This window comes from Bradyrhizobium sp. UFLA03-84 (assembly GCF_002289535.1).
GTDB lineage: Bacteria > Pseudomonadota > Alphaproteobacteria > Rhizobiales > Xanthobacteraceae > Bradyrhizobium > Bradyrhizobium viridifuturi.
This window is the reverse complement of record NZ_NSJY01000020.1, coordinates 257,333-272,926: the sequence shown is the minus strand read 5'-3', so window position 1 is coordinate 272,926 and position 15,594 is coordinate 257,333. Positions and strand designations below refer to the sequence as shown.

The 15,594-nt window shown below is 64.3% G+C and carries 24 protein-coding genes; 12 read left to right on the top strand and 12 right to left on the bottom strand.

Annotated elements, in window-relative coordinates; all coding sequences use genetic code 11:
* From CK489_RS42070 to CK489_RS40455, 3 genes are all read left to right on the top strand, one after another.
* The coding region (locus CK489_RS42070; RefSeq protein ID WP_210203133.1) for a hypothetical protein at positions 1-202 on the top strand (202 nt) is incomplete at its 5' end.
* 396 nt (positions 203-598) lie between these two features.
* Positions 599-892, top strand: coding sequence for a hypothetical protein (locus CK489_RS40460; RefSeq protein WP_502694175.1), 294 nt, complete (start codon positions 599-601; stop codon positions 890-892).
* Positions 893-1,129: 237 nt separating this feature from the next.
* Positions 1,130-1,453 (top strand): hypothetical protein, encoded by a 324-nt coding sequence (locus CK489_RS40455; RefSeq protein WP_050630358.1) that lies wholly within the window; start codon positions 1,130-1,132, stop codon positions 1,451-1,453.
* A 6-nt stretch (positions 1,454-1,459) separates the two neighbouring features.
* Here CK489_RS40455 and CK489_RS42745 read toward each other — a convergent pair whose 3' ends face one another.
* The gene (locus CK489_RS42745; protein ID WP_283806308.1) at positions 1,460-1,594 is read right to left on the bottom strand and encodes a hypothetical protein; all 135 of its coding nucleotides are present in this window, start codon (positions 1,592-1,594) and stop codon (positions 1,460-1,462) included.
* Positions 1,595-1,628: 34 nt separating this feature from the next.
* On the opposite strand from CK489_RS42745, the gene CK489_RS40450 reads away from it, so the two are divergent.
* Positions 1,629-2,309 (top strand): AAA family ATPase, encoded by a 681-nt coding sequence (locus tag CK489_RS40450; protein ID WP_028336032.1) that lies wholly within the window; start codon positions 1,629-1,631, stop codon positions 2,307-2,309.
* A 500-nt stretch (positions 2,310-2,809) separates the two neighbouring features.
* Here the strand turns inward: CK489_RS40450 and CK489_RS40445 are convergent, their stop codons facing one another.
* A complete protein-coding gene (locus CK489_RS40445; RefSeq protein WP_050630359.1) occupies positions 2,810-3,106 on the bottom strand; it encodes a DUF4282 domain-containing protein in 297 nt (98 codons plus the stop codon).
* Between the two features lie 317 nt (positions 3,107-3,423).
* On the opposite strand from CK489_RS40445, the gene CK489_RS40440 reads away from it, so the two are divergent.
* The 3 genes from CK489_RS40440 to CK489_RS42040 all read left to right on the top strand — a co-directional run bounded on the left by CK489_RS40440 (position 3,424) and on the right by CK489_RS42040 (position 4,681).
* Entirely contained in the window at positions 3,424-3,882 is a 459-nt protein-coding gene (locus CK489_RS40440) for a MaoC family dehydratase (protein WP_095736206.1), read from the top strand.
* Between the two features lies 1 nt (position 3,883).
* Entirely contained in the window at positions 3,884-4,366 is a 483-nt protein-coding gene (locus CK489_RS40435; RefSeq protein ID WP_050630360.1) for a MaoC family dehydratase, read from the top strand.
* A 171-nt stretch (positions 4,367-4,537) separates the two neighbouring features.
* A complete protein-coding gene (locus CK489_RS42040) occupies positions 4,538-4,681 on the top strand; it encodes a hypothetical protein (RefSeq protein WP_167350177.1) in 144 nt (47 codons plus the stop codon).
* Positions 4,682-4,787: 106 nt separating this feature from the next.
* Here CK489_RS42040 and CK489_RS42035 read toward each other — a convergent pair whose 3' ends face one another.
* From CK489_RS42035 to CK489_RS40405, 7 genes are all read right to left on the bottom strand, one after another.
* Complete coding sequence (locus tag CK489_RS42035) at positions 4,788-4,925, bottom strand: hypothetical protein (RefSeq protein WP_167350178.1); 138 nt, start codon at positions 4,923-4,925, stop codon at positions 4,788-4,790.
* A gap of 226 nt (positions 4,926-5,151) precedes the next feature.
* Complete coding sequence (locus CK489_RS40430) at positions 5,152-5,571, bottom strand: hypothetical protein (protein WP_050630361.1); 420 nt, start codon at positions 5,569-5,571, stop codon at positions 5,152-5,154.
* Between the two features lie 154 nt (positions 5,572-5,725).
* Complete coding sequence (locus CK489_RS40425; protein ID WP_198961141.1) at positions 5,726-6,679, bottom strand: hypothetical protein; 954 nt, start codon at positions 6,677-6,679, stop codon at positions 5,726-5,728.
* Positions 6,680-6,918: 239 nt separating this feature from the next.
* Positions 6,919-7,353 carry a nuclear transport factor 2 family protein gene (locus tag CK489_RS40420; RefSeq protein ID WP_198961140.1) on the bottom strand — a complete coding sequence of 145 codons (435 nt, stop codon included), beginning with the start codon at positions 7,351-7,353 and terminating at the stop codon, positions 6,919-6,921.
* A gap of 199 nt (positions 7,354-7,552) precedes the next feature.
* Positions 7,553-7,813, bottom strand: coding sequence for a hypothetical protein (locus CK489_RS40415; protein ID WP_050630362.1), 261 nt, complete (start codon positions 7,811-7,813; stop codon positions 7,553-7,555).
* A 119-nt stretch (positions 7,814-7,932) separates the two neighbouring features.
* A complete protein-coding gene (locus CK489_RS40410; RefSeq protein ID WP_050630421.1) occupies positions 7,933-8,376 on the bottom strand; it encodes a nuclear transport factor 2 family protein in 444 nt (147 codons plus the stop codon).
* A 472-nt stretch (positions 8,377-8,848) separates the two neighbouring features.
* Positions 8,849-9,670 carry a hypothetical protein gene (locus CK489_RS40405; RefSeq protein WP_143278333.1) on the bottom strand — a complete coding sequence of 274 codons (822 nt, stop codon included), beginning with the start codon at positions 9,668-9,670 and terminating at the stop codon, positions 8,849-8,851.
* Between the two features lie 141 nt (positions 9,671-9,811).
* Here CK489_RS40405 and CK489_RS40400 point away from each other — a divergent pair, with 141 nt between their 5' ends.
* The 5 genes from CK489_RS40400 (at position 9,812) to CK489_RS40380 (ending at position 11,969) form a co-directional block, all read left to right on the top strand.
* Positions 9,812-10,051, top strand: coding sequence for a hypothetical protein (locus CK489_RS40400; protein ID WP_050630364.1), 240 nt, complete (start codon positions 9,812-9,814; stop codon positions 10,049-10,051).
* Positions 10,052-10,131: 80 nt separating this feature from the next.
* The gene (locus tag CK489_RS40395; protein ID WP_245350772.1) at positions 10,132-10,323 is read left to right on the top strand and encodes a hypothetical protein; all 192 of its coding nucleotides are present in this window, start codon (positions 10,132-10,134) and stop codon (positions 10,321-10,323) included.
* A gap of 420 nt (positions 10,324-10,743) precedes the next feature.
* The gene (locus tag CK489_RS40390) at positions 10,744-11,130 is read left to right on the top strand and encodes a hypothetical protein (protein ID WP_050630366.1); all 387 of its coding nucleotides are present in this window, start codon (positions 10,744-10,746) and stop codon (positions 11,128-11,130) included.
* 37 nt (positions 11,131-11,167) lie between these two features.
* Positions 11,168-11,668 (top strand): GNAT family N-acetyltransferase, encoded by a 501-nt coding sequence (locus CK489_RS40385; RefSeq protein WP_095736202.1) that lies wholly within the window; start codon positions 11,168-11,170, stop codon positions 11,666-11,668.
* A 106-nt stretch (positions 11,669-11,774) separates the two neighbouring features.
* Positions 11,775-11,969 carry a hypothetical protein gene (locus CK489_RS40380; protein WP_143278332.1) on the top strand — a complete coding sequence of 65 codons (195 nt, stop codon included), beginning with the start codon at positions 11,775-11,777 and terminating at the stop codon, positions 11,967-11,969.
* An 82-nt stretch (positions 11,970-12,051) separates the two neighbouring features.
* Here the strand turns inward: CK489_RS40380 and uvrB are convergent, their stop codons facing one another.
* From uvrB to CK489_RS40365, 3 genes are all read right to left on the bottom strand, one after another.
* On the bottom strand, positions 12,052-14,964 hold the full coding sequence (gene uvrB / locus CK489_RS40375) for an excinuclease ABC subunit UvrB (RefSeq protein WP_095736200.1): 2,913 nt from the start codon (positions 14,962-14,964) through the stop codon (positions 12,052-12,054).
* A 112-nt stretch (positions 14,965-15,076) separates the two neighbouring features.
* Positions 15,077-15,283, bottom strand: a complete 207-nt coding sequence (locus tag CK489_RS40370; RefSeq protein WP_430649204.1) for a hypothetical protein — start codon at positions 15,281-15,283, stop codon at positions 15,077-15,079.
* Positions 15,280-15,516: a hypothetical protein gene (locus CK489_RS40365; RefSeq protein ID WP_050630369.1), complete on the bottom strand. Its 237-nt coding sequence runs from the start codon at positions 15,514-15,516 to the stop codon at positions 15,280-15,282. Before CK489_RS40365 ends, CK489_RS40370 begins: the two co-directional genes overlap by 4 nt.
* Between the last annotated feature and the right edge of the window lie 78 nt (positions 15,517-15,594).

Genomic DNA, 15,594 nt, shown 5'->3' with positions numbered 1-15,594 from the left:
TCCATGGCGCGCCGTGAGGGCCGATCGTGACGAAGCGCTGCCGACCGAATACACGGTACTTGAGGACGTAGGTCGCCTGATCGCGTTGGCGCCGGACGCCAAAGCCCCGCACCGCTTCGCGATGATCAGCATCCCAAATAGTCTCGCCCGGCTTGAGACCTTGCACCGCTCGGATCGTAATACTCGAAACAGCCATCCGTAGCCTCTGTAGCTACCACATAGCTACCACCATAGCGCCAATTGCAGCGCAGGCAAGGCGAGGCACGACGGTGTTATTGTTTGATAATGCTACAGTTTTCGTAGGAGCGGCGGCAATAGCGTAAGCCCGGCGGGGCCCTTGCTTTGTCTGTGGAACAGGAGGTCGGTGGTTCGAGCCCACCCAACTGTACCATCCACAAGATCTCCAGCGTGACATCGCCGGCTCGGGCGTTCGCAAGATCGCTTGCCATCGCCTTGATCGCCGCCGGCGTGTCATCGCGTCCGCTTGCACTTCTTCGTCGCATCACCCAAACTCGGCGCAACGACGCCTTAACGACACCTTAGTGCCACCTTGGGGGGACGCATGGGGACCGCCGGTTCAAGGAGTTTTTCGTTTGCGTTGATATCTGCCGTCGCCGTTGCGACGTTGTTGCTGCCGGCCCGAGGCGAGGCCTACACGCCCGACCAGCAGCAGGCCTGCACGCCGGATGCGTTCCGGCTCTGCGGCCCCGAGATTCCCGACGTCGATCGCATCACGGCCTGCATGATCAGGAACAAGGCGCAGCTGTCGCCGGCCTGCCGCGTCTTCTTCCGCGGCGGCCCCGAGCCGCGTGAGGCGAGCGAGCGCGAGGACCGACGGCCCGCCAAGCGCAAGGTCCACAGGCCGCACAAGGCGAAGAAGTCCACCCACTGAGGTCAGCGCACGGATCCGGTTCCCATCGCGCGCATGCAAACGTCGCCCGCTTGCTGCGCTGTCTTCACGCGAACTGACGTCACTTCGCGCGCGAACGCGCCCGGATCGCCTGGCTTCGATTTCAAGGCTGCGATGCGCGACAGACTGACGCCTTGTGACGCTGTCACGCATCATCATCTCTGGGGCTTGTGTTGTTTGCAGGATCCGTTTCGCGACGGAACGGATGGAGTGAGATGCGTGAGCGAATACGACAAGCAAGAGATCGATCGGCACTTCGCCTGGTTCGAGGCCAAGCTTCCGGAGAAGCCGGCGCGCTTCGTGGCGTGGCTGCGCAAGCCGTCGTCGCGCTATGTGCGGATTCCGCTCGCGATCCTCCTGATCATCGGCGGCATCTTCAGCTTCCTGCCGGTGCTGGGGCTCTGGATGCTGCCGCTCGGACTCCTTTTGTTCGCGCAGGATGTTCCGTTGTTGCAGAAACCCACCGCGCAATTGCTCGGCTGGATCGAGCGCAAGTGGATCGCGCGTGAGCGCGCGAAAACTGCCGAAAAGCGTCAGCCGTGAGTCAAATCAAGCGCTTAGCGCTTCCATTTTCAGTTGTGTCATAAGTTGGGTGTGACTCAAAAAGCAGAATGCACCGGTAATCTTGGCCGCTTTGCGGATTGCAAGAAGTTTTTTCTTTCGCGAATCAGCGTGCTGATTCATTTTCGCCTCCTGGGGTCAATCTGGAGGCCAACGTATGAACGTGATTGTTTTCGCTTCGCGTAAAGGGGGCTCGGGAAAAAGTACCCTGGCTGCTCACCTTGCCGCGCAAGTGCACAAGGCAACGAAGCCCTGTCTGCTGATCGATGCCGATCCGCAGGGCTCGCTGACGCTCTGGCACAAGCTGCGCGGCACCAACGAGCCGGCGATCAAGACGGCGGTGAACTCGGTCAGCGGAATCATCGCTCAAGCCAAGCGCGACGGCATCGAGTGGGTGTTCATCGACACGCCGCCGAACCTGTCGGCCGTGGTCGACGACTCTATCAAGAACGCCACCATGGTGATCATTCCGGCGCGGCCAGGCGTGTTCGACGTCAACGCGGTGCAGGAAACCATCCAGACCTGCCGCTCGATGCGCAAGCCCTATGCCGTCGTGATCAACGGCGCACCCGCGCAGCGTGACGGCGCCGAAAGCCGCATCGTCGCGATCGCGCGCGAGGCGCTGGCGAAATTCCGCGCACCGGTGTGGAGCGGCCAGATCACCAACCGCGCCGATCTTCTGATGGCGCTCGGCCAGGGTGAAGGCGCTCGCGAATATTACGCGGAGGGCCGCGCTGCCGCCGAGATCAACCGTCTGTGGGCTGCGATCGAACGCTCGATCAAGGCGATCCGCGGCACGGCGTCGGCGTCGGGCACAATGCACAAGCAGGCGGCGTAACAACACCGCTTTGTTCGAGCCGGAAAGAACGCGCGGTGCCCGCGCGTTTTTTGCGTGATGGTCATTGCGAACCAACGGGTCGCGCGAACGCACGCCGCAATCCATTTATCCGCGCGTGCGGACCAATGGATTGCTTCGTCGCTTCAGCGCAAAATTGCTTTGCAATTTTGTCGCGAACTCCTCGCAATGACGCGATGGACGGCGCTAAGCCACCATCAGCAGATAGAACACGATCACCGGCGCCAGGGTCAGGATCACCGACCAGATGCCGACAGCCCATAGAATATCCTCGGTCGTGAAGCCCGGCGCGGTGCCCGGCCTCACGGCAATAAAACCATTCCTCGAAGTCACGACGCCCCCGCGTTGGTCTCGGCAATGCAGGGTGTGATACGCGAGCGGATTTAAGATCCCGGTCGGAATTTCGCCGGCATTTGCGCGCGGGCACTACTTCGGATTAACCACGGCATGGGCGGCGGCCTCTTGCGCGGCGGCCGAAGGCCTCAGTGCATGCCCCCGTCGCGGTCGCGGATCGCGCCGAGATGCTCGTTGATCCGGAATACGATCAGGATGAACTCGGCGATGATGCGTGAGAACACGATGCCGACGAACATGCTGGCGATCGACGCAAGCAACTGGATGAAGCCGACGAACGGGCTGATCGCCATCGCCGTGAGGCTCCACAGGATGCCGGAGATCCCGAACAGCACGATGACCGCGATCACCAGCCAGTAGAACGTCTTGATGATCGTGGGCGTGATGAAGCGGTCCCACTGAAACAGATCCTGGAAATCGAACATCGTGGTTCTCCCGGCAGTCCGAAATATGATTCGCGTCTCGTTCATCCTACTGCGTCACCCCCGGCGTGATCACTTCGTCCCGGGAGCCTTCGGAGAGGCGTCCGTCGGGATGAGGTGTTCCGCCGGCCAAGGGAGCGAACGGCGCCAAAGCGCCTCCGCGACCTTTGGGATCGATACCGCAGGAGCCCAATCGGTCTCGCCAAGCCTGGCCCCGGACCGGGCGCCGGCAGTCCAGGGGCGAGCTATGCGAGTGGGCCGGTTGTGATTGCTGCAAATAACGGCCACAATCGGGCTTCCCTCCGGCATATCCTCACCCAATGACCACGCTGACCTTCGAAGACTTCAAGCCCGGCCGCTTCGGCACGTTCGGCCCGCGCCATGTTTCGCGCGAGGAAATCCTCGCCTTTGCCGCCGAATTCGACCCGCAGCCGATGCATCTCGACGAGGAGGCGGCGAAGAAATCCATGCTCCGCGGCCTGTCGGGCTCCGGCTGGCATCTCGGCTCGCTGATGATGCGGATGCTGTTCGACGGCTTCATCGGCCGCACCGCCTCGCTCGGCTCGCCCGGGGTCAACGAGATGCGCTGGGTGGCGCCGCTGCGTCCGGGCGACGATTTGACGCTGGACGTCGACGTCGTCGAGGCGCGGGTCTCGAAGAGCCGGCCCGAAACCGGCATCGTCACCTTCAAGGGCACGATCCGCAATGCGCGCGGCGAGATGCTGTGCGAGATGGAGTCGCCGATCATCGTCAGCCGCCGGGACGGCGCGGGTAACTAAGATGCGTTTCTTTGAAGATATCGAGATCGGTGCCCGGCGCGCGTTCGGCTCCTTCACCTTCACCGCCGAGGACATCAAGCGCTTTGCCGCGCAGTTCGATCCGCAGCGCTTTCATCTCGACGAGGAGGAGGGGCGCAACTCGCTGTTCGGCGGGCTCGCCGCATCAGGCTGGCACGTCGCCAGCGTCTGCATGAAGCTGCTGGTCGCCGACGGCAAGCGGCTCGCCGCGGAAGCCGCTGCGCGCGGTGAGACGGTCGCGGTCTGGGGACCCTCGCCGGGCTTCCGCGAGCTGCGCTGGATCCGACCGGTGCTGGCGGGCGATACGATCAGCTTCACCAACCAGGTCGAGACCAAGCGCACGTCCGAAAAGCGGCCCGAATGGGGCATCCTTCAGGCGCGCAACACCGGCGTCAATCAGCGCAATGAGGTGGTGTTCTCCTTCCTCGCGACCGCCTTCGTGCCGCGCCGGAATCCCGGTTCCTGATGTTGCCCTCGCGCCTCTGATGTTGCCCGGGCGCCATGGTGGCAGACTAAGTCTGCTGCCGACGTAGTTGTGCGTTGCGTGGAACTCATTTTTTGCTAACGCATTTTGAACCTTTGTCCCTGCCTATAGTTCGAGGGCACGGACATCCGGGCAAGCACGACTGGGGATACAATGGCAGATCGCAGCGCACTGAAACTCGTCGGAATTATCTTCGCGACGGTAACGGTTGTCGTGATGCTGGCGACCGGTTTGGTCGTGAAGGGTTTTGCCGACGGCAATTATTCCTTCGAGACCACCGCGAGCATCGATCGCTGATCGACCGTCTGTAACTGCGGGCGCTCTCGGCGGCGCCTGGTACGTGTATTCGCGCTTTCCAATGTGATCCGCCGGCTGACTGGGTCACACTTCTTCCAGAGACTCTCTAGCGATTCCAGATCAGCACCATCACGACGGTCGCGGCTGCCAGGATGCCGATGAACCGGATCATGATCGTGCCGATGCCCTGCTGCGGCTGGCGCAGCGGAATCGGATCGGCGTTATCCGGCCGGACGCTCTGCATGAAATCTCTCCAAATGGACGCCCGCGCCAGGCGAGGTCCGGACGCGAATTCCGGATTGGACGCGGGCTCGGCATCGAACGTTCAAATCGGCTTCGCAACAATTGATGCCGCACAGTTTACACTGCGCTGAATAACGAAACGTTCTATGCCAGATCGGGCATGCAAAACGAAGCCGCCGCCTCCCGGTCGGGAGGCGGCGGCCTGCCGGCTTAAAGACTGATCGGGATCAGCTGTTGCGCAGGCCGTCGGCGGCGCGCTTCCACTGCGAGACGTTGTCGGCGATCATGCGCGTCGACTTCATCGCGGCCTGGCTGAGCTGGGCATAGCCGGAGATCTCGCGCTGGACGCGCTGGCCTTCGGCATGCAGCAGGTCGCGCAGGCTCTCGAGCTCGCCGATCAGCTTCTCGATCTCGGCAAGCGAGGTGCCGGCGACGCGCTGGATCAGCGAGTTGACGTTGCTGACGGTGGCATCGGTGTTGGTGTCGGTCGGGGCGGTCTCCGGGCTCGCCACCGGGCGGCGCAAATAGGCGATGTCGTTGCGCACGAAGTCGCGGATGCCGGCTTCGACTTCCGAGACCGCAGCAAGGTTGGAATCGACCTCGGACGTCGCCTCTGTGGCTTCCTCGGTACGGTTGGTGGCGTTCATCGGCTTTCCCCTGGTTCGCAATAGCGAAGCGCGGCTTGTCCCCCGCACGACGAATTGATGAAGTTACGGACCTATCAGTGCCGCCGAATTTGACCGCATCTGGGCCAAGTTGGGGCAATGCCTGATCATTAGCGCGACAGGGCTAACAGATCGTTCACCATGAGTGCTTGTAGCCGGCGCCGATGCTCTTGTTGATCGTGCCCTGGGCGGTCTCGCCGACCGAGCCCGACACGGTGACGCCGTCGAGCAGCTTCTGCTCGGCGCCGATCCGGCGCAGCCACCGCTCGTCGGAGGTCGACGACAGCGTCTGGCCCGCGGTGATGCTGGTGCCGCTGTCGGTAACGGACAGCCGTGCTGACTGATCGGTGTCGTAGCTGTGCGAGGGGGTGCCGATGATGCCGGGCACCGGGACCACGCCCTGCTGGATCAAATTATAGCCGCCCTGCAACGTCAGCGAATATTGCTCCGACAGCGGCATCGATTTGCTGAGGGAGGTGCCGACCTTGCTCTGGTCGGCGCCGGGGTCGATCCGCGCCTCGACCGAGGTCTTGTCCCAGATCGACGCCACGCCGGGCGCGGACATCGAAGCCCAGGCCGAGCCGCCGGATTGCGGCTGGCTGCCGCCATTGGCGAGCCGCTCGGACAATTGCTCCGATGTCGTCGTCGGGCCCGGTTTGGCGACCGTCATGTCGGCGCCGACGCGGGTGTCGAGGAACGGCGAGATCGACTGCTTGACCGACACCGCCGACGAACCGTTGGCGTTGTTGTTGGTGGTCCAGGACGGATCGTTGCCGGCGATGCTGCCGCGCCTGGCGGCGCCCTTCGGCGCCAGCGTGGGGAGGCTGGTGGAATCAGTGTCGAGCTGGCTCCAGTCGAGCTTGCTCTGGTCGATGTCCTTCAGGATGTCGGCGTCATTGGCGTCGGCCGCCGGCGTCGCCTCGTCGTTGTCTTCCGGGGTGTCTTTCGGGGCGTCCGTCGCAGTCTCCTGGACGGCGGGAGCGATCTGCCATGGCGAGCTCTGGGCGACGGCCGAAAGCGTGATCGCCATGCTGAAGCCGGCCGCCAGCACCGGCAGCCTCGCCCAGCCAAATCGCAATGTGGAAGTCATTCCCAGCCCGCAGATTCCAAAGCGGCAGCATGCATTTGCCGTGGCGCAAACTAGTGGCACGGACATAGCGAAAGCAAGTGATAGACGCGTGATCGCCGCAGCGTTTGCGGCGCGAAGCGGAGGCCGCTTCGCGGGGAGATGACGCGTCAAAACATCGCGCCGCCGGGGCGCTTGACCCCGAACGCGCGCTGCGCGCCCGAGGCGCCCCGGACATGACGAAGGCGTGAAACCGAGGGCCGTCAGACCGCGATGCGCGGCAGATGGATCGGATAGCCGACGGTCTGCTCGACCAGGTCGAAGCTGTCGACCAGCATGCGGAAGCTCGAGAGCTTGCCAGCCCTGAACTGCACGAAATGCGCAACCCTGAGCGAGATCGGCTTGTCGGAGTCGAGGGCCGTCAGCGAATAGCGCAGCATCGAGGCCGCGGAATCCACGCCAAGCATGATGGACTCCCGATCGAAGCGGTGCACCCGAAGGTTCTCGCCGATCTGCCTGATCACCTCGAGCACGGCGGCCTTGCCGCGGCGCGAGCCGAAGAAGGAAAACAAGTCGATCGGCCCGTAGATGGCCCATTCGACCTCGTCATCGAGCATCTGCTCGATGTCTGCAAGCTGGCGTTCATTGATCGCGCGATGCAATGCGCGCGAAAAACGCCAGAGGCTATGCTCTGTCATTTTGGTCTCGTCTTGAAACTGGATTTTCAAAGCAAACGAATGGCAGGCGGTCAGCGCCGACGCCTTGCCAGGTTGCTGCACATCGCTATTGCCGGCTCAAATAGTCCGGAACGGGCAAAACGCAAATGACTTTTTTGCAATGCACAATTGCGCCGGATCTGACCGGAATGTGATGCTCGAAGCGCTCCGGTCACGCAATTCAGCGGTCGCGCTGCCGCACCGGCTGCCGTTCGATCACGATTTCGGCGTCACGGATCGCCACCACCGCGAACAGCAGCGCCCCGCCGATGCCGCCGATCGCGGCGCCGAGCGGCATGAAGGTGAAGAATACCAGCGTTCCGCTGTCGAGACCCGAGGTTTTGGCCATTCCGATCCAGGTGAGCCCGGCTCCGATGCCGAGCGCGGCGCCGCCGAGGGCGCCCAGTGCAAGGCCAAGCACAGCGAGCAATGCGACTTTCATGGTGATTTCAGCCCCGACCGCAACAAGCCCAGTGATAGGTCAGTGGCGCGCCTTCGAGGTTCAACGCGGTTGCGAATTTGCCGGGCGGGGCGCCACGATGCGTTGCCGAGATTTGGGGGCTAGTCCGCGTGCTGCCCGGTCAGCGCCGCCGCCACGTCACGCTCCAGCACCTGCTGGACGAGGTCGAACGTGTCGATGATCTCGCGGATCTCGGTGATCAGGCCGTCGCGCAGCGTGTAGAACACTGCGACGTCGAACTGCACCACGCGCCGGTTGGTGCGCTTGCGGAAGAACACGCGGAGTTGCGCTGCGACCCTGTCGCCCTCGGCCACCACGATCGGCGCTTCATAGCGCATGTCGGAATAGCGCTCGTGGATCGTGGTCCACATCTGGCGCAGCGCGGCCTTGCCGCGGTGCTGGCCCATATGCGGGAGAATGTCGATCGGGGCGTTGGCGAGGAACGCGACATCGTCGCTGCAGCGTTCGAGCGCGCCCTCGATGCCGCCGGCGTAATAGACGTCGAGGAAGTTCAAGACGCGCTGCCGGTTCAAATCCTCGCCCATGATCGACTCCGCCGGTTCCATCCGACTCGCCCTGGTTCCACATTCTGAACCCGTGCGTCCCACTATCAAACACATGTTTGACGTGCGAAAGCGGATTAGGTTCGGCAACCAGCACGTGCATTGTGGCACAAAGTGCACATGATCTGGCAGGAAAGTGAACTGATGCATTGAACCGGTCGCGCTCAAGAGGCGAAGCGCGCGGCGCCAGGTGGCCGCGAGTTAATGAAACCTCCCCGCGCGCGTCCGGTTGGTCCGGCATGGACGACGTATCCGCGATCGGAAGAACGCCCGGGCATTCCTATCTCGGCATCGGTCATGTGAGCGCGCGCCGCGCGACGGTGAGCCGGCGCTGGCGCCGGTCGAGGCCTTGAGCTCCTCCGGGGCCTGCCGGCGAGATCGCGCCGGCTCGCTGTCGCGGCGCGCTAATCCGCCGGTGCGGCCTTATAATTCGCTTAATTCGCTGGCGCGGCCTCTAATTCGCTGGCGCGGCCTTGCCGGTCACGAGGTCGATGATGAACCGCTTCGTCTTCTCCGAGCCCTCCGGCACAAAGGCCTCGCCGGGCAAGAGGTCGTGGTAAAGCTCCTTCGGCTTCGGAAAGCCTTCGCCGCAGGCGGTGCGGATGATCTCGTCGTCGGCATAGTCGACGTCGACCGCAACCGTGTTGCGGCGCGGGCCGGCGGCGAGGTTGGAGAGACCGAAATATTTCGGGCCCTCGTTGCACATCACGACATTGGCGCCATAGGCGCTGACCGCATCCTCGGCCCGGAGCAGAAAGTCCGGCGTGATCTCGATCCGCTTGCCGGACTTGCTGGCAAACTCCATCCGTGCCACCGCGCTTTCGAGGATGCCCTGGCCCATGTGACCGACCGTGCAGACCAGCGCGTCCTGCTGCGCGTCCTTCGGCACAACGATGCAATCATGGCCCTGCGCGCCCGGCAGGAAGCGCATGAAGCGGGTGGTCTTGCCGTCCTGCTCGAACAGCGCAACGCCGCCGAAATCGGTCGCGTGCGGCTCGCACTCGCTTTCATAGTCCACGACCAGCAGCGCATTGCCGGCAGCGAGGAAACGGCCGGCGTAGCGCTCCTTGGTCAGCTTGACGTCGCAGGCCCGGCCGCCGGGATAGGATTTCGCCCGCGTGCAGGTCGATCCCTTGATATTGGCGCCGGCGCAGAACGTCGCGAGCAGCGCGCGGTCGCCATCCTCTGCGCGGACAGGGCTCGAGATGAATGGGATAGCCGTGTAGAGCGCCGGCGCGAGCACGGCGAGGATGAAAGCAACGTGTGATGTCCGCATGATCTTCAAAACGCTGTCCGCAATGCGGCGGCATTTAGAGCATGATCGGGGCTTGTGCGCAGCGTATTTCTGCCGCCAAGCGGCGGGAACCAGCAAGGCGGCTTGGCCGTTGATGCCTGACAATTCCATTGGAGCCGCACCATGAAATCCATTTTTGTCGCATCCATTATTGCCGTCACTGCGCTTGCGGCAACTTCGCCCGCCGACGCCAAGGGCTGCATCAAGGGCGCAGTCGTCGGCGGTGTCGCCGGCCATTATGCCGGCCATCACGGCGTGCTCGGCGCGGCCGCCGGATGCCTCTACGGCCGCCATCATGCCAAGGAGCAGGAACGTCAGCGCCAGCAGCAACAGGCGCAGCCCTCGCAGCAGGAGAAGCTGTAAGGCCCGGCCTGTCGTGACGTCGCACTTCCGGAACGCCGCCCGCAGGGGCGGCGTTGTCTTGTCGTGTAACGGAGACGATGATGACGAAACCAAAAACCAGGACCATCCAGCCCGTTCCCGACGACAACAAGAGCCACAAGGGCCCCGGCAGCGCCCCCGGCGTTCCCCTCGACACCACGAAGGGCCATCGCGACGACGAGAAGCACAACATCCGCGAGCAGGCCGCGCACGGCAATCTGACCCAGAACACCAGCAACCGGCGCTCGGGGTAGGGCGTGGCTCTACATCCTCGGTGTCGTCCCTGCGAAGGCAGGGACCCATAACCACCGCATTCGATCGTGAACGGGATCGCGGCCCCAGCGCGGCGCAATAATGCGCGTTTGGGGTAATGGGTCCTGGCCTTCGCCAGGACGACGGCGAGAGTTCGATTCACCTGTCAAACAGCTTGTTCGGTGTCATCACTCGCGCATGCGGGGTGATCCAGTATTGCAGCGACGGTTGTGCTTAAGCCGATAGGCCGCGGCGTACTGGATCGCCCGGTCGAGCCGGGCGATGACAGCCGGTAGGATGGCTGGAGCGAAGCGATACCCATCACCCCGCCACGCGGCAACGTGACCCGTATCACGGCACCGGCGATGGCGCACAGCTAGCGTGGCGGCATCGGATCACCCGATTGCCAAGGAAACGCCGCCATGAACGCCATCGCTGCACCGAAATCGCCTGCGCAGAACCGGCTGGAAGGCTTTGCGCTCACCGCCATGCTCCAGGGCCTGCCGATCTTCGCCGCCGCCGTGCTGGTGCTGAAGATCATGGACGCCCCGGAAATCGTCGGCGAACGCTACGGCGCGGTGATCTACGTCGTGCTGGCCTCGCTGGTCTACGCCGCGATCACGCCATGGCTCGCCGCGAAATTCCCCAACCGTCTCGCGCACGCCTACGCGCCGGTGTTCTTCGACGCCAGCCTGTCGTTCTCCGAGAAGATCGCGCAATGGCGCAGCCAGCCGAATGTTTCGCTGCAGCTCATGACCACGATGATCATGATGTCGCTGCTGGCGGTCGCGGTGGTGAGTGTGGGGTGAGCTTGCGCTTCGCCGCCGATCGGCCTTATCTGCCGGCATGCAGATCAGAGACGAACGCCCCGAAGACGCTGCAGGGATCAGCGAGCTCACCGCGGCCGCTTTCGCAAACGCGCCGCACAGCAGCGGCACCGAAGCCCGCATCGTCGAAGCACTGCGCCAGGCCGGCGCGCTGACGCTCTCGCTGCTGGCGACGTCCGACGACGGGCGCATCGTTGGCCACGCCGCTTTCTCGCCGGTGAAGATCGATCGGGTCGCCGGGCGCTGGTACGGCCTTGGCCCGGTCTCGGTGACGCCTGAATTGCAGCGCCAGGGCATCGGCGGCGCGCTGATCCGCAGGGGTCTCGACCGGCTTGCGGCATTGGGCGCGGAGGGCTGCGTCGTGCTCGGCGATCCCGCCTATTACGGACGCTTTGGCTTCGTCAGCGATCCCGCGCTGACCTATGGCGGCGAGCCGAGCCGATACTTCCAGCGCCGCGTGCTGAAGGGCGATCCGCCCGAGGGGGATGTCAGCTATCATCCGGCGTTCGAAGTGGCGTAATCTGTGCCGCGGCGGCCTCCGTTTCCACGACGACCTCTGTCGTGATAAAAACCAGCCAGCATCAGCGGTAGCGCGGCTTCAGCACAGCACCGTCCTGGACACGTGCATGTCATTTGCAGATTTGCATCTTCTGAAGCTGTTCTGGGGCAAGGTCTTCGCGGCGATCTTTATTGGGCTCGTGCTGTTGTTCGCGAAGAACGCGATCTCGGCGCGCGGCATCAAATACAATTGGTTCGCCGTCGTGGCGTCGTTCCTGACGATTGGCTGCGCGATCTATGTCGTGTTCTTCGTCCAGCCGTAGCGCTCGCCGTCCAGGCGAGAGGGGGCAGCACAACGAGCTGCATCCCCTCGATCCGCGCCGGCGACGCGGCGCGTGTCATGCGTTACCGCTTCTTCCACCCACCCCGTTTCCCCGGCGCACCACCGCTGCTTCGCGGCGACGGGCCGAACTCCGGCCCCGACTGCCTTGAGTCGGTCGGCTGGATGATGCGGCTGGTGGTGCCGAACGGTTTGGCCGGCAGCGCGCCGCCCGGGCGGAACGGCAGCGATTCCGGGCCGTGCATCTCGTCGAGGTCGGGCTTGTGGACGCGCGAGCCGGACTTGCCGCCGCGGCCCGCCTTGAGCGAGGTCTGCGCCGACTTGTTCTTCAGTGCGCTGACCGGCAGGTTGGCGGCATCGCCGTATTTCCTGGTGCCGGCATAGGCGCCGGCCTGCTTCTGCACATTGCGCTGCTTGGCGGTGGGATCGTCGACCACGGCCATCTCGGTGGCGCGCAGCCGCTTGACCTCGTCGCGCAGGCGGGCGGCTTCCTCGAAGTTCAGATCGGCGGCGGCCTCGCGCATCCGGGTTTCAAGATCGCTCAGCACGGCCTCGAAATTGTGCCCGATCGAGATCACGTCGTCGGCCATGCCGCCGTCGCCGATCTCGACCAGCACGTGGTCGCGCTCGTAGACCGAGTTGAGGATGTCGCCGATCGACTTCTTGACGCTCTCCGGCGTGATGCCGTTGGCCTCGTTGTACTCGACCTGCTTCTCGCGGCGGCGCGTGGTCTCGGCCATCGCGCGCTCCATCGAGCCGGTCATTCCGTCGGCATAGAGGATCACCTTGCCGTCGACGTTGCGCGCGGCGCGGCCGATGGTCTGGATCAGCGAGGTCTCGCTGCGCAGGAAGCCCTCCTTGTCGGCGTCGAGGATCGCGACCAGCGCGCATTCGGGAATGTCGAGGCCTTCGCGCAGCAGGTTGATGCCGACCAGCGCGTCGAATGCGCCGAGGCGGAGATCGCGGATGATCTCGATGCGTTCGATAGTGTCGATATCGCTGTGCATGTAGCGGACGCGGATGCCCTGCTCATGCAGATATTCGGTGAGGTCTTCGGCCATGCGCTTGGTGAGCACCGTGATCAGCGAGCGATAGCCGGCCGCCGCCGTCGCGCGCACCTCGCCGACGAGGTCGTCGACCTGGGTGCGGGCGGGGCGGATGTCCACCGGCGGATCGATCAGCCCGGTCGGACGGATCACCTGCTCGACGAACACACCGCCGCTTTCATTCAGCTCCCAGCCGCTCGGCGTCGCCGACACCGCGACGGTCTGCGGCCGCATCATGTCCCATTCCTCGAAGCGGAGCGGGCGGTTGTCCATGCAGGAGGGCAGGCGGAAGCCGTATTCGGCCAAGGTCGCCTTGCGGCGGAAGTCGCCGCGGAACATGCCGCCGATCTGCGGCACGGTGACGTGGCTTTCGTCGGCGAAGATCAGCGCATTGTCCGGCACATATTCGAACAGCGTCGGCGGCGGCTCGCCGGGGCGGCGGCCGGTGAGGTAGCGCGAATAGTTCTCGATGCCGGCGCAGCTGCCGGTCGCTTCCATCATCTCGAGATCGAAGGTAGTGCGCTGCTCCAGTCGCTGCGCTTCCAGCAGCCGGCCCTGGTCGTTGAGCTGGTCGAGCCGCTGCTTCAACTCCGTCTTGATCGACTTGATCGCCTGCACCAAGGTCGGGCGCGGCGTCACATAGTGCGAATTGGCGTACATCTTGATGAATTCGAGCTCGTCCTGCTTGTGGCCGGTGAGCGGGTCGAACTCCTCGATCGTCTCGATGGTGTCGCCGAACAGGTTCACGCGCCAGGCGCGGTCCTCATAGTGCGCCGGGAAGATGTCGATGACGTCGCCGCGGACGCGGAAGGTGCCGCGGGTGAACTCGGCCTGGGTGCGCTTGTATTGCAGCGCGACCAGGTCGGCGATCAATTGCCGCTGGTCGATGCGCTCGCCCTTCTTCAGCGCGAAGGTCATCGCGGTGTAGGTCTCGACCGAGCCGATACCGTAGATGCAGGACACGGAAGCTACGATGATGACGTCGTCGCGCTCGAGCAGCGCGCGCGTCGCCGAGTGGCGCATGCGGTCGATCTGCTCGTTGATCGATGAATCCTTCTCGATATAGGTGTCGGTGCGCGGGACGTAGGCTTCCGGCTGGTAGTAGTCGTAATAGCTGACGAAATACTCGACCGCGTTGTCGGGGAAGAAGCTCTTGAATTCGCCATAGAGCTGCGCGGCCAGCGTCTTGTTCGGTGCCAGGATCAGCGCCGGGCGCTGCGTCGCCTCGATCACCTTGGCCATGGTGTAGGTCTTGCCCGAGCCGGTGACGCCGAGCAGCACCTGGGTGCGGTCGTTGCGCTCGATGCCTTCGACCAGCTCCGCGATCGCGGTCGGCTGGTCGCCCTTTGGCTCGTAGGACGATTTGATCTCGAACCGCACGCCGCCTTCGGATTTTTCCGGGCGCGGCGGCCGGTGCGGGGTCCACACCCGCATCGAGCCGTCGTCCTTGCGGAACTCCGGGCGGCCATCGCGGATCAGGTTTTCCAGCGCGTCGGCGGTCGCCTTGACGCCGAGCGCCTCCATCTTGCTGCGCGGCGGACGGGCGAGGGCCTCGTCATCGTCCTCGGCGGTCGGCAGGCCGAGCTGCCGCGCCAGTTCCGGATCGAGCGTCGGGATGGTGGCCGAAGTGCCGTAATTGGCCTGCGGGGCTTCCTCGAGGCCTGTGGCATCGCGCCTGGCGACACCCTCGCTGGTCTCGCGCGTCGACGCCCGCGCGCGATGCGCGGCGGCCTCGCCGCTGGCGCGGCGGTCCCAGGAATTGTCCGGCGGCGGCTGCAACCCGGTGCCCGAACCCATGCCGGCATCGCCGCGATTGATCGCGGGATTGAGCAATTCAGCCAGCGCCGGGCCGATCGGTTGGACCTCGGGCCGGTGTGCTTTGGATTTTGGGGTTTTGCCGGGCTTTTTCGGAGTGTTCGGTGTCTTCGCCATGGCCGGAATATGGGACGAGTCCGGCAGCGAGAAAAGGGCAATCGACGCCCGGATCGGCGCAGCGGCGATGCTGCTGACAGCAGGGTGTCAGCAGGCGGCGCGGTCGCGGACGTCAGCCGCGCGGCAGGTCGACGATGTCGAGATGGATCCCGCCGCAGCCGTCGCAGCGCAGGGTCCAGTATTCGGCGGCGCGGCCGGGAATCACGCGCAGCAGCGACAGCCGGGCGGCACATTCCGGGCAGCTGGTTCGGACCTCTGCCGGCCAGACCGGGTCCGGCTCGCATTGCGGGACGACGGCGAGCACCACGTTGCCGGTCACGCCGACGCTTCGGTTGCCGGCATCGTCATGCCATAGCGCTGTGGGAACCGGTCGATGGCTTTCTTCGCGTCGGCGATCGCCGCATCCGGATCGGACCACGCAAAGCCGATGTCGAGCATCGGAAACGGCATGCCATCGATGACGACCGGCCTTTGATCGACCCGTTGAATCCTGGCGTGCCATTGCCCCTTCCCCACTTCAAACGACTTGATCTCAAAACCGCTGTAGATCATGGCGACCTCGGGATGCCCTTCTCAAAGGAAGCACGAGCGCGCGGCGCCCTATGTGAACCAGATCACAAGTCGCGCGGT

Excerpts from the sequence above, each read along its gene's own strand:
- CK489_RS42040 (WP_167350177.1), top strand. The coding sequence starts at position 4,538 with ATGGCAGATCGCAGCGCACTGAAACTCGTCGGAATTATCTTCGCGACG.
- CK489_RS40450 (WP_028336032.1), top strand. The coding sequence starts at position 1,629 with ATGAACGTGATTGTTTTCGCTTCGCGTAAAGGGGGCTCGGGAAAAAGT.
- uvrB (WP_095736200.1), bottom strand. The coding sequence starts at position 14,964 with ATGGCGAAGACACCGAACACTCCGAAAAAGCCCGGCAAAACCCCAAAA.
- CK489_RS40365 (WP_050630369.1), bottom strand. The coding sequence starts at position 15,516 with ATGATCTACAGCGGTTTTGAGATCAAGTCGTTTGAAGTGGGGAAGGGG.
- CK489_RS40385 (WP_095736202.1), top strand. The coding sequence starts at position 11,168 with ATGCAGATCAGAGACGAACGCCCCGAAGACGCTGCAGGGATCAGCGAG.
- CK489_RS40390 (WP_050630366.1), top strand. The coding sequence starts at position 10,744 with ATGAACGCCATCGCTGCACCGAAATCGCCTGCGCAGAACCGGCTGGAA.
- CK489_RS40405 (WP_143278333.1), bottom strand. The coding sequence starts at position 9,670 with ATGCGGACATCACACGTTGCTTTCATCCTCGCCGTGCTCGCGCCGGCG.
- CK489_RS40380 (WP_143278332.1), top strand. The coding sequence starts at position 11,775 with ATGTCATTTGCAGATTTGCATCTTCTGAAGCTGTTCTGGGGCAAGGTC.
- CK489_RS40440 (WP_095736206.1), top strand. The coding sequence starts at position 3,424 with ATGACCACGCTGACCTTCGAAGACTTCAAGCCCGGCCGCTTCGGCACG.
- CK489_RS40425 (WP_198961141.1), bottom strand. The coding sequence starts at position 6,679 with ATGACTTCCACATTGCGATTTGGCTGGGCGAGGCTGCCGGTGCTGGCG.
- CK489_RS40445 (WP_050630359.1), bottom strand. The coding sequence starts at position 3,106 with ATGTTCGATTTCCAGGATCTGTTTCAGTGGGACCGCTTCATCACGCCC.
- CK489_RS40400 (WP_050630364.1), top strand. The coding sequence starts at position 9,812 with ATGAAATCCATTTTTGTCGCATCCATTATTGCCGTCACTGCGCTTGCG.
- CK489_RS40415 (WP_050630362.1), bottom strand. The coding sequence starts at position 7,813 with ATGAAAGTCGCATTGCTCGCTGTGCTTGGCCTTGCACTGGGCGCCCTC.
- CK489_RS42745 (WP_283806308.1), bottom strand. The coding sequence starts at position 1,594 with ATGAATCAGCACGCTGATTCGCGAAAGAAAAAACTTCTTGCAATCCGC.
- CK489_RS42035 (WP_167350178.1), bottom strand. The coding sequence starts at position 4,925 with ATGCAGAGCGTCCGGCCGGATAACGCCGATCCGATTCCGCTGCGCCAG.
- CK489_RS40430 (WP_050630361.1), bottom strand. The coding sequence starts at position 5,571 with ATGAACGCCACCAACCGTACCGAGGAAGCCACAGAGGCGACGTCCGAG.
- CK489_RS40420 (WP_198961140.1), bottom strand. The coding sequence starts at position 7,353 with ATGACAGAGCATAGCCTCTGGCGTTTTTCGCGCGCATTGCATCGCGCG.
- CK489_RS40395 (WP_245350772.1), top strand. The coding sequence starts at position 10,132 with ATGACGAAACCAAAAACCAGGACCATCCAGCCCGTTCCCGACGACAAC.
- CK489_RS40410 (WP_050630421.1), bottom strand. The coding sequence starts at position 8,376 with ATGGGCGAGGATTTGAACCGGCAGCGCGTCTTGAACTTCCTCGACGTC.
- CK489_RS40435 (WP_050630360.1), top strand. The coding sequence starts at position 3,884 with ATGCGTTTCTTTGAAGATATCGAGATCGGTGCCCGGCGCGCGTTCGGC.